General features: G+C 70.0%; 12 protein-coding genes and 1 pseudogene. 7 read left to right on the top strand and 6 right to left on the bottom strand.

The genetic code is table 11. The annotated features are described in order from the left end of the window. The first annotated feature begins 74 nt into the window (after nt 1-74). From WDJ58_RS20320 to WDJ58_RS20305, 4 genes and pseudogenes are all read left to right on the top strand, one after another. Entirely contained in the window at nt 75-263 is a 189-nt protein-coding gene (locus WDJ58_RS20320; RefSeq protein ID WP_338915136.1) for a hypothetical protein, read from the top strand. Beyond that, the gene (locus tag WDJ58_RS20315; RefSeq protein ID WP_338915135.1) at nt 260-1,105 is read left to right on the top strand and encodes a 3-keto-5-aminohexanoate cleavage protein; all 846 of its coding nucleotides are present in this window, start codon (nt 260-262) and stop codon (nt 1,103-1,105) included. Before WDJ58_RS20320 ends, WDJ58_RS20315 begins: the two co-directional genes overlap by 4 nt. 67 nt (nt 1,106-1,172) lie before the next feature. Then, entirely contained in the window at nt 1,173-1,946 is a 774-nt protein-coding gene (locus tag WDJ58_RS20310; RefSeq protein WP_338915134.1) for an MFS transporter, read from the top strand. Then, nucleotides 1,946-2,437, top strand: a pseudogene (locus tag WDJ58_RS20305) (energy-coupling factor ABC transporter ATP-binding protein); the annotation flags it as partial. The gene WDJ58_RS20310 and the pseudogene WDJ58_RS20305, both read left to right, overlap by 1 nt. Nucleotides 2,438-2,691: 254 nt before the next feature. Here WDJ58_RS20305 and WDJ58_RS20300 read toward each other — a convergent pair. Genes WDJ58_RS20300 through WDJ58_RS20285 form a run of 4 tightly spaced genes read right to left on the bottom strand, consistent with a single transcriptional unit; the run spans nt 2,692 to nt 6,801 of the window. Further along, on the bottom strand, nt 2,692-3,375 hold the full coding sequence (locus WDJ58_RS20300) for a DUF7546 family protein (protein WP_338915133.1): 684 nt from the start codon (nt 3,373-3,375) through the stop codon (nt 2,692-2,694). After that, entirely contained in the window at nt 3,372-5,780 is a 2,409-nt protein-coding gene (locus WDJ58_RS20295; RefSeq protein WP_338915132.1) for a heavy metal translocating P-type ATPase, read from the bottom strand. Before WDJ58_RS20295 ends, WDJ58_RS20300 begins: the two co-directional genes overlap by 4 nt. A gap of 19 nt (nt 5,781-5,799) precedes the next feature. Continuing rightward, on the bottom strand, nt 5,800-6,606 hold the full coding sequence (locus WDJ58_RS20290; protein WP_338915131.1) for a sulfite exporter TauE/SafE family protein: 807 nt from the start codon (nt 6,604-6,606) through the stop codon (nt 5,800-5,802). Nucleotides 6,607-6,612: 6 nt separating this feature from the next. Continuing rightward, nucleotides 6,613-6,801, bottom strand: coding sequence for a hypothetical protein (locus WDJ58_RS20285; protein ID WP_338915130.1), 189 nt, complete (start codon nt 6,799-6,801; stop codon nt 6,613-6,615). 198 nt (nt 6,802-6,999) lie between these two features. Between WDJ58_RS20285 and WDJ58_RS20280 the strand changes: the two genes are divergently transcribed. The 3 genes from WDJ58_RS20280 to WDJ58_RS20270 are packed head-to-tail and all read left to right on the top strand — an operon-like array spanning nt 7,000 to nt 10,510. Continuing rightward, complete coding sequence (locus tag WDJ58_RS20280) at nt 7,000-8,190, top strand: halocyanin domain-containing protein (protein ID WP_338915129.1); 1,191 nt, start codon at nt 7,000-7,002, stop codon at nt 8,188-8,190. Between the two features lie 5 nt (nt 8,191-8,195). Further along, complete coding sequence (locus WDJ58_RS20275; protein WP_338915128.1) at nt 8,196-8,735, top strand: cytochrome c oxidase subunit II; 540 nt, start codon at nt 8,196-8,198, stop codon at nt 8,733-8,735. Continuing rightward, the gene (locus WDJ58_RS20270) at nt 8,735-10,510 is read left to right on the top strand and encodes a b(o/a)3-type cytochrome-c oxidase subunit 1 (RefSeq protein ID WP_338915127.1); all 1,776 of its coding nucleotides are present in this window, start codon (nt 8,735-8,737) and stop codon (nt 10,508-10,510) included. The genes WDJ58_RS20275 and WDJ58_RS20270 overlap by 1 nt, the downstream gene beginning before the upstream one ends. A gap of 128 nt (nt 10,511-10,638) precedes the next feature. Here the strand turns inward: WDJ58_RS20270 and WDJ58_RS20265 are convergent, their stop codons facing one another. Beyond that, nucleotides 10,639-11,322 (bottom strand): hypothetical protein, encoded by a 684-nt coding sequence (locus tag WDJ58_RS20265; RefSeq protein ID WP_338915126.1) that lies wholly within the window; start codon nt 11,320-11,322, stop codon nt 10,639-10,641. Nucleotides 11,323-11,543: 221 nt separating this feature from the next. Continuing rightward, nucleotides 11,544-12,122, bottom strand: coding sequence for a cupin domain-containing protein (locus tag WDJ58_RS20260; protein WP_338915125.1), 579 nt, complete (start codon nt 12,120-12,122; stop codon nt 11,544-11,546). Between the last annotated feature and the right edge of the window lie 19 nt (nt 12,123-12,141).

The raw sequence follows: 12,141 nt of genomic DNA, 5'->3' as shown, positions 1-12,141 counted from the left end.
CGGACCCGCCACGCCCAGCTGGAGTGGTACCGCCCGAGGAGTAGGCTTACACCCCCCGGCCGCGACCGGCGTCCATGGCCCACGACCAGTGTCCTCACCTCGACTACCGCGAGGCGGACGGCGAGGCCGAGTTCGGGAGCGAACGGGCGTACTGCACCGCCGTCGGGGCGTTCGTCCAGCCGATGCGTGCCGACGTCTGCAACACGCGTTACGGCCTCGACTTCGAGACCGACTGCGAGTTCTACCTGGAGGCCGAGCGGTGAGCTACGAGAGCTACCTCGCCGGTGACCCCGTGGTGGTGACCGTCGCGCTCACGGGTGGGGTCCACGGGAAGGAGGCGAACCCGAACATCCCCGAGACGCCGGAGGAGATCGGCCGGGCGGCGGCCGCCTGCGAGCGGGCCGGCGCGAGCGTCGTCCACCTCCACGCCCGCCGGCCGAACGGCGAGCGCTCGTTCGAGACCGAGCGCTTCCAGCAGGTGAACGACGCGGTCCGGGAGGCGACCGAGGACGTGGTGATACAGAACTCGACCGGCGGGACGGGCGCGCCACTGGAGGCCCGACGGCAGTCGCTCCGGACCGACCCGGCCCCGGAGATGGCGAGCCTCGACATGGGTCCTCTCAACAGGTACCAGCACCTCACGAGCGAGAACACCCGTCACACGATCGACGAACTCGGCCGGGAGATGCGCGAGCGGGGCATCACACCCGAACTCGAGGTGTTCAACAACGGTCACCTCAACGAGACCTACCGGCTGCTGGAGGAGGACATCATCGAGGAACCGCCCTACGTCAACATCATCTTCGGCGGCGGGACGACCTCGCCGCCACACCCGCGGAACCTGCTCAACCTCGTCCAGGGGCTCCCCGAGGGCTCGCCGTTCAACGTCCTCGGGTTCGGCCCCCACCAGCTCCCGCTGACGACGATGGCGATACTGCTCGGCGGGCACGTCCGCGTCGGGCTGGAGGACAACGTCTACTACCGCCGCGGCGAGCCGGCCGAGTCGAACGCACAGCTCGTCGAGCGGATCGTCCGAGTCGCCGAGGAGCTCGGTCGACCCGTCGCCTCGACCGCACAGGCCCGCGAGATACTCGGTGTCACCTGACCCGCGGACGCCGACCCCGTGTCGGGCGGCTCGACCCGCTCTCCGACCCGGAGTGACGGGTCGGTAGATGAGCGCCGACGACACGGGGGAGGGGTCGGCCGCCTACCGTTCGCTGGTCAGGGATCCGACGCTGCTGGCGATGATGCTCGTCGCGTTCGTGGTGATGTTCGGCTACGAGGTGCCGGCCCCGATCCTCCCGCACATCGCGGAGGGCGTCGGCGTCTCCGACGCCCGGATCGGCCTCGTCATGACCGCCTTCGCCGTCCCGGGGGTGCTGTTCGTCCCGGTGACGGGCCTGCTCGCCGACCTCTACGGCAGACGGCGCGTGCTCGTCCCGTCGCTCGTGCTGTTCGGGGCCGCCGGGCTCGCCACGGTCGCGGTCGGCGATTTCCGCACCCTCCTCGGGCTGCGCGCCCTCCAGGGGCTCGCGTTCGCGGGCATCCTCCCCATCTCCGTGGTCGTCCTCGGCGACGCGTTCGAGGCCGCCGACGGATCGGCCGCACAGGGCTTTCGGACGAGCGCGGCCGGCGGTCACGGTGGTTCCGCCGGTCGCCGCGCTCCTCGCCGGCTACGGCTGGAACGTCCCCTTCCTCCTGTTCGGCCTCGCGTTCCTCGTCGCGGCGGTCGTCGTTCTGGTCGTCCCCGAGACCGGTGCGGCGCTCGAGACCGATACCGGCGTCTCGGAGACGCTCCGGGGGTATGCGACCGGCGTGTGGGCCGAACTCGCCGGCTGTCTTCGGGACCGTCCTCGCCGTCGGCGGGTTCGTCCCCGTCTCCCTCCTCGGGGGAGTCGTCTTCGCCGCCTACCTCCTCGCTGGGTGATAGGTCGCAGGCGCTCTGACCGTCGACGCGAGCCACCTCGAAGCTCGGATCCCGCACTACCTGAGCGGCGGGGAGAAGCGCCTCGTCGGCCTCGCTGGCGTGCTCGTCCTCGAGCCGAGCGTCGTCGTGCTGGACGAACCGCTGGCGGGGCTCGACCCGGCACGGTCCCGACTGGTCGCCGACCGCATCCGGCAGATCCACCGGGAGGGCATCAGCGTCGTCCTGTCGACGCACGACCTCGACTTCGCCGCCGAGATCGCCGAACGGACCTGCGTGATGGCCGACGGCAACGTCGTCGGGGGTGGGACCCCGCGGGAGGTTTTCTACGACGACGCGCTGCTGGACGGAGCGGATATTCACCCCCCGAGTGCAGTTCGCGTGGCTCGCAGTGCAGGGGTAGAGACGACCGCGCGGCCGGTGACGGAGGCGGATCTCGTGTCACTCCTCGCCGGGAGTGGTGATTCGGGGACGATACAGACCCCCTCAGTCGATACTGGCGGACAGGACTGAGGGCTCCGGGGAAGCGACAGATCGATGCCCGTCTCGCTCGCATCGGAAGCCCCACCCGACGGCCAGCGACGGCTGCCCTCGATAACGCCGGAAACGGGGGTTCTGCAGACGACTCCCGCGGTCTCCGATCCCGAACCGACGGCGGAGGTACTCGGAGGGACCGGTTCGAGGCGCGGGCGAGAGCACGACGCGAGGAGTCCGAGGCGTCACTCCTTCCTGCTGCGGGGGAGCGTGTACGGCGAGCCGCCCGGTCGCTACCGCCGGGTGACGAGCGAACGGAGCCGCCCGCCGACGAGCGGCCGCCAGTAGAGCAGCGCGACGGCGAGGAGGAACACGACGGTCGAGAGGTCGTAGGACCAGACGGTCGCCGCGGCGGCGACGGCGGTCGCCCCCCCGGCCACGCTGGAGAGGAACGCGGCCGCCACGGGTAGCGTACAGGAGACACAGGAGACGAGGCCGACGAGCCCCCCGAGCGCCGCGCGCGATGCCGTCGCGGCGGTCGCGTACAGCAGGTACGAGAGCGCCGCGTACCCGACGACGCGGTAGGGAAACAGCGCGAGCGAGACCGACTCGCCGCCGTAGAGGACGGCGGGACCCCAGCCGGGGGGGAGCCACACGAGGCGGAACCCCATTCTAGTTCCTCGGAGGCTCACCGAGCCGTCGGCCCACAGAAGGATCGACAGGTAGACGGCGGCGAGGAGGGCCGCGACGAGTCGCGACGAGCGAGGAGCGTCCACGGGTGCGGTCCGGGCGACCGCGAGAACTCCGACGGTCACCCAGAGGAGGGGGTAGAGCAGGTAGCGCGGCGCGAGCACCTGCCAGCCCGTGAGCGCGAGGTACGCCCCGAGCAGCGCGAGTTCGACCGTCAGGAGCGCTCCGACCCGGAGGAGGAGAGTCCGAGGGAGCGCGACGGGGCCGACCCGAACCCGGGTGCTCACGCCTCGGTCACCTCGTGGGCGGGCGGCGTCGAGCCCGGACGGGAGGCGGGCGTCGGGTCGTCGTCGACCCGCATGGGACGGGCGGAGTTGGCGACGACGAGCAGCGACGAGGCGGCCATGGCGACGGCCGCGAACAGCGGGTTGATGAGCCCGAGCGCCGCCAGCGGGACGGCGACGGCGTTGTAGCAGAACGCCCACGCGAGGTTCGTCCGGACCCGCCGCCGCGCCGTTCGAGTCAGCTCGAAGGCCGACGGGACGGTCGCGAGATCGCCGGTGGTGACGACGACGTCCGCCGCGTCGGCGGCGAGACGGGTCCCGGATTCGAGGGCGATGCCGAGGTCGGCGGCGGCGAGCGCGGGCGCGTCGTTCGACCCGTCGCCGACCATCGCCACCGTCCCCTCCCCGCGCAGGCGCTCGACGACGGCCGCCTTCCCCTCGGGCGGGACGCCCGCGAACACTTCGTCGACGTGTGGCGACTCCCGGAAGGGGCGAGCGGCCGCCTCCTCGTCGCCCGTGAGGACGACGACGCGGCGGCTCCCGCTCGCGAGATCCGCGACGGCGGACTCCCAGCCCTCGCGGGGTCGGTCGCCCGCGATCACGAGCCCGCGGGCGCGGCCACCCCAGCCGACGAGCGCGGGGACCCGTCCTGACCCGGTGGCTCGCTCGGCGCGGTCGGCCAGCACGTCGGGGATCACCCACCCCTCGGCGGCAAGGAGTTCGGGGCGACCCACCAGGACGCGCTCGCCGTCGACGTTCGCGCTCACGCCCCGACCGGGGTGGGTCGTGAACCCCTCGACCGTCGTGTCGGTCGGCGGGGCGCGATCGACGATGGCCCGACCTACCGGGTGTTCGGCGAACGCCTCGACGGCCGCCGCACGGGAGAGTACCTCCCGTTCGCTCGTCCCCTCCGTGCCGCCCGTGTGGACCGCGCTCACGGCCATCGCGCCCGTCGTGAGCGTTCCCGTCTTGTCGAGGACGACCGTATCTGTCTCGACGGCCCGCTCGAACACCTCGCCGGAGGTGACGACGATCCCCCGCGCGAGCGCCTCGCGGACACCCGCGGCGACCGCGAGCGGCGTCGCCAGCCCGAGCGCACAGGGACAGGAGACCACGAGCACCGCGAGCGCCGTGAGGAAGGCTCCGGAGGGGGTCGCGCCGCGGAGGAGGGCGTACCCGAGCGCGGCGAGCGCGATCAGGAGGACCAGCGGGACGAATACGGCCGCGAGCCGATCGGCGAGCCGCTGGGCCCCCGGTCGGGACGACTGGACGGACCAGAGCGTCGCCACGAGGCGGTCGGCCGTGCTCGCCGCGTCCTCGCCCACCCCGACGACGAGGCCCCCGTCCACCAGCATCGCTCCGCCCACGACCTCGTCCCCGGGGCCCTTCCGGACGGGCAGGGACTCGCCGGTGACGAGCGACTCGTCGACCGCCCCGGTTCCCTCCACGACTTCGCCGTCGATGGGCACCCGCTCTCCCGCACGGATCACGAGTTCATCGCCCGACTCCAGGTCATCGAGGGACACCGTCTCGGTCCGTCCGTCGCGACGACGGCGGGCCTCGTCGACCCGCTCCTCGGTCAGTTCGGTCAGGTGACCCGCCGCCCGTTCTCGAACCCGCTCCTCGTAGTGGGTCCCGACGGTGACCACGACGACGATGACGACGCTCACGTCGTAGTAGACCTCGATCCCGCCCGTCAGGAGAACCCCGGTCGAGTAGACGTAGGCCGTCACGGCCGCGAGCGCCACCAGGAGGTCCATGTTCGGCCGACCGGCCCGGAGCGAGACGTACGCCCCGCGGAGGATCGGGTAGCCGGTGTAGCCGAGGACGACGGTGGCGAACAGCCAGACGTTCCCGAGGAGGTACCGCCCCGCGCTCCCGTGGACGTCGAACAGGAGGAGCTCCTCGAAGCCGACGTACGCGGGGTAGAGGAACAGCACGTACCAGAGCATCGTCATCATCCCGAAGAACCCGCCGACGAGGAGGCGGCCCGTCGACTCCTCGGCGTCGGCCTCGTCGGTGACCGCTCGCGCCCGGTAGCCCGTCCCCGAGAGGACGTCGGGGAGGTCCTCCGCGGAGCGTGTATCCTCGTCGTAGACCAGCCTGACCATCCCGGTGGCGTAGGAGGCCTCGGCCGCCCGTACGCCCCCGTGGCCCGCCGCGCGCGACTCGACGAACGCCTCGCAGGTCGCACAGTGCATCCCGTCGACCGCGAGGAACGCCGTCTCGCCCTCGACGTCGTCGGCCTCGGGGCCCGTGTCGAGGTCCGACGGGTCGCGTTCGACGTCGCCGAGGGTCCGGGCGACCTCCGCACAGCCCCGACAGCAGAACGACCCCGGGACGCCCTCGGCGGTGACCGGCGGGTCCGGCGTCGGGAGGTCACAGAGCGAGCAGGTGTCCTCGGTCATGGCTGTGGGATGTGTGGTCTCAGGCGAGCGGCTGGTAGAACGGTACCTCGGGCATCGGGAGGGTGACCCCGAACTGGGCCAGCCCCATCGCCAGCGGGAGATATCCCAGGAGAACGAACAGCGCGCCCAGGACGCGGTGGAGTCGTTCGCGGGTGCCCGGCGAGAGCGATCCGAGGACGGTGCCGTAGGCGAACAGCGTCGGGACGGTCCCGATCCCGAGGAGCGCGAGCGCGAGCGCGCCGTGGACGGGCGACCCCACGGCGAGCGCGTAGAGGAACGCCGGGTAGAGGATCGGACACGGCATGAGCCCGTGGATCGCGCCGAGCGCGACGATGCGCGGGCCGCGGACCCAGCGGTCGACCCGCGAGGTGAGCGCGGCCGAGACCCGACCGAACAGCCCGCCGACGGGGAGGTGTCCTCCCTGTTCCCCACGGAGGTTCGTCACGCCGGCGGCGACGACCAGGAGGCCGACGACGACGCCCGTGACCCCCCGGACGGGTCCGGCGACGGCGGCGACCGCCGCCGTGTCGTAGACGAGCCCGCCGAGCGCGCCCATCGTGGCCCCGACGGTCGCGTACGCCAGGGTTCGGCCGAGGTTGAACAGCAGGTGCTGGCGGAGTTCGCGGAACGTCGGTCCGCGGTCCGGGCTGGCGTACCCCCGCCCCCCTTCGACGGTTCCCCCGTCGGCCCGGGGGCCAGGGTCCGTAGCCATCCGGTCGGCGTACAGCGTCACCAGCGGGCCACACATCCCCAGACAGTGGACGCCGCCGAGCAACCCGATGGCGAGGAAGGCCACGAGCCCGAGCTCCGGTCCGGCTCCCGGCATGGAGCGTCAGGCCTTCCCGGGCAGGTCGCGGTCGTCGCCGCCGCCGAACAGCAGCGCGACGCTGGCGGCGATGAGGACGACGCTCACCATCGTCAGCGCCATCGAGGTGAAGGCGGCCCGATCGAGGCCGAAGAGTGCCGCCGTCAGGAGCGCCACCAGCACGATGCCCGCGGCGTAGTGTGGGGGATATCGCATAGCGCGCGGTTGGGAGGGGGGTGGTAAAAAGCCGACGCTGCTCCTCGTTCGGCGAGAACCGAAGCCCGTGTTAAGTGAGCGTCGTTCGCACCGGCTTCCGTCAGGAAGTATGCACGAAGAACCGGAAGACGGGGGGACGGTAGACACCCACCGGCCATATAGAACTAAGTACCCCACCGACCGGGGACGAGACGTACAATGAGTTCGAACAGCAAGGGCCCGACACGCCGGGCCGTACTCGGGGGCACCGCCGGAGCCCTCGGCGCGGCAGCGGTCGGGCCCGGTCTCGCCACCGCCCAGGAGGGGGAGGGTGGTGTCGACTTCGGCGGCTGGTTCGAGGACGTCTCGAACTTCGACGGAGTCGTCGACCGGCGCGGTCAGTCGGAGGTGACCGTCCAGGTCGGCGCGGAGGGCAACGGCGGAGCCTTCGCGTTCTCGCCCGCCGCGATCCGGGTCGATCCGGGGACGACGGTGATCTGGGAGTGGACCGGACAGGGATCCAGCCACAACGTCGTCAGCGAGGGTGATACCTACCAGTACGAGTCGGACCTCGCCACCGAGGCGGGGTTCACCTTCGAGCACACGTTCGAGGAGGAGGGGGTCTCGCGGTACTACTGCACGCCCCACCGCTCGCTCGGCATGAAGGGGGCCGTCGTCGTCGGCGACCAGGGTGCCGGCCCGGTCCAGGTCGGCGAACCCGACTACGAGGGCTGGTTCGAGGACGTCTCGAACTTCGAGTCGACCGTCGACCGGCGGGGCCAGTCGGAGGTGACCGTCCAGGTCGGCACGGAGGGCAACGGCGGGAATTTCGCGTTCTCGCCCGCCGCGGTCCGCGTCGACCCGGGGACGACGGTGATCTGGGAGTGGACCGGACAGGGGTCCAGCCACAACGTCGTCAGCGAGGACGAGGAGTACAGCTACGAGTCGGACCTCGCCACCGAGGCGGGGTTCACCTTCGAGCACACGTTCGAGGAGGAGGGGGTCTCGCGGTACTACTGCACGCCCCACCGCTCGCTCGGCATGAAGGGGGCCGTCGTCGTCGGGAACGTCGGCGGGCCGCCGGCCGAGGGTGGTGGCGAGGGAGTGGCGGGTATGGAGATCGCTCTGCGGGTGTTCGCGGGCGGGCTCGCCGCGCTCGCGCTGCCGGTGCTCGCGGCGCTGGGGTACGTCTGGATGAACCGGGACGCCTACGCGGGTCACACGACGGAGCCGGCCGTCGAGGCCGCGGGGACGTCCACGACGAGTACCGTGCGGGAGATCGGTCACGACGAGTACGACCCGGTCGGGACGGCGGCGCTCATCGCCGTCTACTTCGTCATCCTGGCGGTGCTGTGGGTGTTCATGTACTTCGTCGAGTTCCTGGGCGGCGGGCCCACGATAATCGGGTGACAAGGATGGAGATACACCGATTCGAGAAGATCTGGCTGGGCGCATCGCTACTGCTCATCGTCGGGTTCATCGGGACGATCACGTACGGTGCCGTGGGCGCGGGGGTGGCCATGGTCGACGACAGCGGCGGCACCGTCGACCCCACCGCGCTGAGCGACCACCCCGAGTTCTCCGATCCCGGGGTGCAACAGGTCGGCGAGAACCACTACGCCGTCCACGTCGTCGCACAGCAGTTCGTCTTCCAGCCCGGGACCGGGACTCCCATCGAGGTCCCGGCCGGGAGCACGGTGACGTTCTACGTGACGAGTTCGGACGTCGTCCACGGGTTCAACCTCGTCGGGACGAACGTCAACACGATGGTCATCCCGGGGCAGGTGGCCGAGATCACGGCGGAGTTCCCGACCGAGCCACGGACGTACGCCATCGTCTGTCACGAGTACTGCGGGTCGGGCCACCACGAGATGGCCGGCGAGCTCCGCACCGTGCCGCCGTCCGAGTTCAACGGGACCGACGCGTCGGCCGACCTCCAGGGGGGTGAGCCCTGATGGCGTTCGTCGACGAGACACCGACGGCGACCCGCGAGGAAACGGTCACGGACACCGCCGGCGAGGCGGCGTTCGTCGAGCGCTACCCCTACGAGTCACGGGTCGTACGCTACTGCTTCGCCGTCGCGTTCGCCGCGCTCGCCGGGGGCGGCCTGTTCGGGGTGATACAGGCGCTCCACCGGACCGGCATCTATCGCGGGATCGTCTCCTCCGCCGACTACTACACCGTCCTCACGGCCCACGGCGTGCTGATGGTGCTCGTGTTCACGACGTTCTTCATCGCCGGGCTGTTCCTCTGGGCCATGACCGCGAGCCTCGAACGGGGCGTCCCCAGCAGGGCGGTCACGAAGCTCTGGTTCCGGACGCTGATCACCGGGACGCTGCTCGCCGGGGGCGCGATCCTCGCCGGGTTCATCCCCGGGAGCCCGGTGAGCGCGGACGTGCTGTTCACGTTCTACGCGCCACTACAGGCCCACCCGATCTTCTACGTCGGGGCGGCGCTCATCATCATCGGGTCGTGGATCGCCGGGGCGAACTACTTCCGGACGTTCTTCGCGTGGCGGCGCGAGCACCCCGACGAGCGCATCCCGCTCCAGGCGTTCATGGTGCTCGTGACGATGCTGATGTGGTACATCGCCACGGTCGGGGTCGCCGTCGAGGTCGTCGTGTTCCTGATCCCGTGGTCGCTCGGCCTCGTCGAGACGGTCGACCCCCTGCTGACGAGGACGCTGTTCTGGTTCTTCGGCCACCCGGTCGTGTACTTCTGGCTGATGCCCGCCTACCTGGTGTGGTACACCATCCTCCCGAAGCTGTCGGGCGGACGGCTGTTCAGCGACGGGCTCGCACGCATCGTGTTCGTGCTGTTCCTGCTGCTCTCGACGCCCGTGGGGTTCCACCACCAGTACGTCGACCCGGGCATCCCCGAGGGGTTCAAGTTCGTCGCGATGACGAACACCATGTTCCTCCTGCTCCCCTCGCTGCTGACCGCGTTCACCGTGGTCGCCTCGATGGAGCACGGCGCTCGTCAGCGCGGCGGTGAGGGCTACTTCGGCTGGCTCCGCGCCCTGCCGTGGGGCAACCCCGCCTTCTCCGGGACGGCCCTCGCGGGGCTGATGTTCGCCGCCGGCGGCTTCTCCGGGATGATCAACGCCGGGATGAACATCAACTACCTCATCCACAACACGCTGTGGGTCCCCGGCCACTTCCACCTCACCGTCGGGACGGCGTTCGCGCTGACCGCGATGGCCATCTCCTACTGGCTGGTCCCGCAGGTGACCGGCCGGCGGCTCGGGCTGCAGAGCGTCGCCGCCGTCCAGCCGTACGTCTGGTTCATCGGGATGGTGCTGATGTCGAACGCGATGCACCGCGCCGGCCTCGCGGGCGTCCCCCGCCGGACCGCCGAACCTTACGAGTACGGGGGTGCGGAGATCGTCTACGAGAGCGCGTTCGGGAGCGTCTCGAGCATGCGGATCCAGATCGCGCTCGGGGGCGTCCTGCTGTTCGTCGCCCTGCTGATGTTCCTCGCGGTGATGTGGGACACCTACATGAACCCCCGCGGGGGGAACATCGGCGTCAGCGGCGAGATCCCGCCGGCGCTCTCGGGACCGGAACACAGCCCGAAGGTGCTCGACAACCTCTGGCTGTGGACGGCGATCGCGGTCGTGCTGGTGATCCTGGCCTACGGGCTCCCGCTCGTCGGACTCACCGGGGACGGCCTCTTCTCGCCCGGGAGTCCGGGGTTCCCGGTGCTCCTCGATCCGCTCTGGCCGTTCTGAGCGGATCCCCCCGGGTTCCTCTCTCCGGTAGCGCTGTAATAGTAGCAGGACGATATTATCGGTCCGCTGCGTACAGAGTGTGCATTCAGCAAACCGTCCGTGTTCGTCTCACACCGCGGTCGGTCGGGTCACTCATCACGGAGGTACGCGGACGCCTCGCGGCGACCCGCGCGTAACAGGAGGACGCCGAGAGCGACGAACCAGACGATCTGGGTGAGTCCGAAGATGCCACCGCCGATCTCACCGAGCGCTGGAATCGCCGAGAGGATGCCTGCCGTCCCGACCACGAGCCCGAAGTAGTTCACCAGTCGGTGCAGTGCCCGCGTCCGTAACGCGACCACGCTCACGAGCAGCGTCCAGAGGCCGCCGACGATCTCGTTGCCACCGCCCAGCCCGTCGATGACCGGACTGACTGCCAGCCAGACCGTGGTCGCCTGCGTCGGATCGGTGCCGTAGAGGTCGACGACGACGCCCGTCGCGAGGGTAGCGACCATCCCGCTTGCGATGACGAGGCCGGCCCAGATGAGCCCGAACGCGGTCGTCGCGCGCATCAGCATCGGTGCGTCGGTCTCGAGCCGCTCGTGGAGCGCCAGAACGAGTGCCACCAGCACGATACCGAAGACCACGTAGATGAGCAGGTTCATGGCGTACAGACTCGTCTCGTTCGCGACGAACAGTTCGACCTCTTGGAGCGCCCCGGTGACGCTCGCGAGATCGAGGATGACGAGGAAGTACGCGATACCTGCCACGTAGATGGCCGCCTCGGTTAGCGCGGCCAGACCTCCTACACGCAGGTAGTTCCACTGACTCACACCGGTCGACCGCTCGATACTCTCGGCTGCTTGGTTAGTAGACGATGCCATTTTTATCGCTGAAGTTACAGTAGCCGTCTAAGAAGATAACCGTGTCGAAGGTTTCCATACGCCAGCCGGACTGCTCCTCATTCGCACGAACGCTACAGGATACGCTCGTCGTCGTACTCAACGGTCCGCAAACAAGCGTCACGACAAACTGAGCGCGACTGGGCGGCGGACTACCTGAGCGGATTTCGACCGAGCAATGTCCCAATCCTGGCGAGCGCACTCAGGAAGGGGAGCTGAAGCCACCACGGAATCCCTGCGAGACGCACGTCCTCCCGGTAGTGAGAGAGCACCGCAGCCACTGCGAACAGATCCGGTTGCCCTCCTGCCCCGACCTCGTAGAGCGCCCGAATGGCGGCTTCGAACTCGCCGGGCGGGCGGAGCGTCGTCCGAACGACGAGACTGTCGGCACCGCCGTTCCGAATGCTGTGGGCCTCTCCGGGTGGGATGGTCAGCGATTCGCCGGGAAGCAGGGTGTGGGATTCACCGCGAACCGTCACGTTGGCCCGACCCGCCATCACCTTCGAGCGTACCTCCGACTGTGGGTGCAGACGGGCGGGTCCGCTATCGGTTCCCGGCGGGAGAACGCCATTCATCACCAAGTACGCTCCCTGTTCGTCGATACCGCGTTCGAGGAACGTGATGGACGCCCCTGTCGCCAGGTCTTCGATAGTGTCCGGGCAGGCATCCGTGTCGCTTCTCGGGGAACGATCCGATCCCGCCACCAGATGCTCGTCCGACCGTGAATCCATCCGCCCCGGTACGACTCAG

Origin of the sequence: Salinirubellus litoreus (genome assembly GCF_037335815.1) — an archaeon.
Classification (GTDB): domain Archaea; phylum Halobacteriota; class Halobacteria; order Halobacteriales; family Haloarculaceae; genus Salinirubellus; species Salinirubellus litoreus.
The sequence above is the reverse complement of the archived record's forward strand: the minus strand, read 5'-3'. Positions and strand labels throughout refer to the sequence as shown.

Excerpts from the sequence above, each read along its gene's own strand:
- WDJ58_RS20320 (WP_338915136.1), top strand. The coding sequence starts at position 75 with ATGGCCCACGACCAGTGTCCTCACCTCGACTACCGCGAGGCGGACGGC.
- WDJ58_RS20310 (WP_338915134.1), top strand. The coding sequence starts at position 1,173 with ATGAGCGCCGACGACACGGGGGAGGGGTCGGCCGCCTACCGTTCGCTG.
- WDJ58_RS20295 (WP_338915132.1), bottom strand. The coding sequence starts at position 5,780 with ATGACCGAGGACACCTGCTCGCTCTGTGACCTCCCGACGCCGGACCCG.
- WDJ58_RS20290 (WP_338915131.1), bottom strand. The coding sequence starts at position 6,606 with ATGCCGGGAGCCGGACCGGAGCTCGGGCTCGTGGCCTTCCTCGCCATC.
- WDJ58_RS20285 (WP_338915130.1), bottom strand. The coding sequence starts at position 6,801 with ATGCGATATCCCCCACACTACGCCGCGGGCATCGTGCTGGTGGCGCTC.
- WDJ58_RS20280 (WP_338915129.1), top strand. The coding sequence starts at position 7,000 with ATGAGTTCGAACAGCAAGGGCCCGACACGCCGGGCCGTACTCGGGGGC.
- WDJ58_RS20275 (WP_338915128.1), top strand. The coding sequence starts at position 8,196 with ATGGAGATACACCGATTCGAGAAGATCTGGCTGGGCGCATCGCTACTG.
- WDJ58_RS20270 (WP_338915127.1), top strand. The coding sequence starts at position 8,735 with ATGGCGTTCGTCGACGAGACACCGACGGCGACCCGCGAGGAAACGGTC.
- WDJ58_RS20260 (WP_338915125.1), bottom strand. The coding sequence starts at position 12,122 with ATGGATTCACGGTCGGACGAGCATCTGGTGGCGGGATCGGATCGTTCC.